The organism is Oleiphilus sp. HI0132, from assembly GCF_001635845.1.
In genome coordinates this window covers 1-2164 of record NZ_LWGJ01001894.1, presented here as the reverse complement: position 1 = coordinate 2164, position 2164 = coordinate 1, and the positions used below count along the sequence as shown (strand labels likewise).

The 2164-nt window shown below is 43.9% G+C and carries 4 protein-coding genes and 1 pseudogene; all 5 read left to right on the top strand.

The window, feature by feature from the left end:
• Window positions 1-40 precede the first annotated feature (40 nt).
• Entirely contained in the window at window positions 41-352 is a 312-nt protein-coding gene (gene rpsJ / locus A3766_RS28600) for a 30S ribosomal protein S10 (RefSeq protein WP_068455763.1), read from the top strand.
• Window positions 353-470: 118 nt separating this feature from the next.
• Complete coding sequence (rplC, locus tag A3766_RS28595) at window positions 471-1109, top strand: 50S ribosomal protein L3 (RefSeq protein WP_068508507.1); 639 nt, start codon at window positions 471-473, stop codon at window positions 1107-1109.
• Between the two features lie 8 nt (window positions 1110-1117).
• Entirely contained in the window at window positions 1118-1726 is a 609-nt protein-coding gene (gene rplD, locus A3766_RS28590) for a 50S ribosomal protein L4 (RefSeq protein WP_068508509.1), read from the top strand.
• The gene (gene rplW, locus A3766_RS28585; RefSeq protein ID WP_068508512.1) at window positions 1723-2016 is read left to right on the top strand and encodes a 50S ribosomal protein L23; all 294 of its coding nucleotides are present in this window, start codon (window positions 1723-1725) and stop codon (window positions 2014-2016) included. The genes rplD and rplW overlap by 4 nt, the downstream gene beginning before the upstream one ends.
• Window positions 2017-2031: 15 nt before the next feature.
• Window positions 2032-2164 (top strand): annotated as a pseudogene (locus A3766_RS29990) (50S ribosomal protein L2); the annotation flags it as partial.

Sequence of the window (2164 nt, the reverse complement as noted above, 5' to 3'; positions counted from 1 at the left end):
TTTTTGGGTTTAAGTGGCTAATTACTGGAGTTTTGGTCACATGCAAAGCCAAAAAATCAGAATCAGACTAAAAGCTTTTGATTATCGTCTGATCGATCAGTCTACACAAGAAATTGTAGATACGGCGAAGAGAACCGGTGCGCAAGTGCGTGGTCCGATTCCTCTTCCAACTAAGAAAGAGAGATTTACAGTTTTGATTTCTCCTCACGTAAACAAAGATGCGCGTGATCAGTATGAGATTCGTACTCATAAGAGAATGATGGATATTGTAGAGCCTACAGAAAAAACTGTAGATGCACTAATGAAACTTGACCTGGCAGCTGGCGTAGACGTTCAGATTAGTCTTGGTTAAGTTTTTCCAACTTTTCTAAAAAGTTGGTGCCGTTCAAGTTAGATCGAGCGGTAAAGTGTAACTACCTAATTTATAGGGCCATAGAGGGTGAAAGCCCCGTACACTTAAGAGGTGAAAAATGGCGATTGGTTTAGTCGGCCGTAAGGCTGGGATGACTCGAGTTTTTACAGACGAAGGTGCATCCATTCCGGTAACGGTTATCGAGGTTGAAGATAACCGTATCACACAGGTGAGAACAGACGATGTTGATGGTTACCGTGCAATTCAGGTAACTGTTGGTGAGCGTCGCGCTTCTCGCGTATCTAAAGCTGCAGCTGGACATTTTGCGAAAGCAGGTGTTGAAGCGGGTCGTGGTCTTTGGGAATTCCGTTTGGCGGAAGGCGAAGGCGAAGATCTTAAAGCAGGTGACGCACTTAATGCGACAGTCTTCGAAGTTGGTCAGATTATTGATGTAACTGGTCAGTCTAAAGGTAAAGGTTTCCAGGGCGGTATTAAGCGTTGGAACTTTGGCATGCAAGATGCGACGCATGGTAACTCGTTGTCACACAGATCAAACGGTTCAATTGGTCAGTGTCAGACGCCAGGTCGTGTTTTTAAAGGCAAGAAGATGTCAGGTCACATGGGTGCTGAACAAGTTACTGTTCAGAGCTTAGAAGTCGTTCGTGTAGACGCAGAACGTAACCTTTTATTGATTAAAGGTTCTGTTCCTGGTGCTACTGGCGCGGACATCATTGTCAAGCCAGCACAGAAGGCATAGGGGGCGTCATGGAATTAACAATTACTGGTTCTGGAAATTCAGTGGCTGTATCTGAAGCTACGTTTTCTCGTGAATTTAATGAGTCTTTGGTTCATCAGGTTGTCACTGCATATATGGCAGCTGCCCGCCAGGGTTCTCGAGCTCAGAAAACTCGTTCTGAAGTAAGTGGTGGTGGTAAGAAGCCATGGAAGCAGAAGGGTTCTGGTCGTGCACGTGCAGGTACTATTCGTAGCCCAATCTGGCGTTCAGGTGGTGTTACATTTGCTGCGAAGCCGCAAGATCACTCTCAAAAAGTAAACCGTAAAATGTATCGTGCAGCGATGCAGGTTATTTTGTCAGAGTTGGTTCGTCAGGAGCGTTTGTTGGTTGTTGAAGAGCTAACTGTTGCTGAGCCAAAGACAAAAGAGCTGACTGCTAAGTTGAAAGAGCAGGGTTTGCTAGATAGTACTTTGATCATTTCTGAAGAAATTGATCAAAACTTATATTTGGCGTCTCGCAATATCCCTAAAGTGGATGTGCGTGATGCGGAAAGTGTTGACCCTGTAAGCCTTGTTGGTTTCGATAAGGTGGTTGTCACAGTTTCTGCTCTTAAAAAGATTGAGGAGATGTTGGGATGAATGAACAACGTATCTATAAGGTTCTTTTAGGTCCTCATATTTCTGAAAAAGCTTCTATGGCAGCAGAGAACAACCAGGTTTGTTTTAAGGTTGCTGCGGATGCTAGCAAGCCAGAAATCAAGAAGGCTGTTGAGAAACTTTTCAATGTTACAGTTGAAGCAGTTCAAACTGTAAATATTAAAGGCAAGACTAAGTTCACTAAGAACGGTCTTGGTAAGCGCAAAGATATTCGTAAGGCTTATGTCAAATTGGCAGAAGGTCAGGATATCGATTTCATGGACGTGGAATAAGGTAGAGGTCGAATTATGCCAGTCGTAAAAACCAAACCAACATCTGCCGGCCGTCGTCATGTCGTTAAGGTAGTACACCCTCATTTATACAAGGGTCGTCCTTATGCGCCGTTAGTTGAAAAGAAATCTAAAAATGGCGGTCGTAATA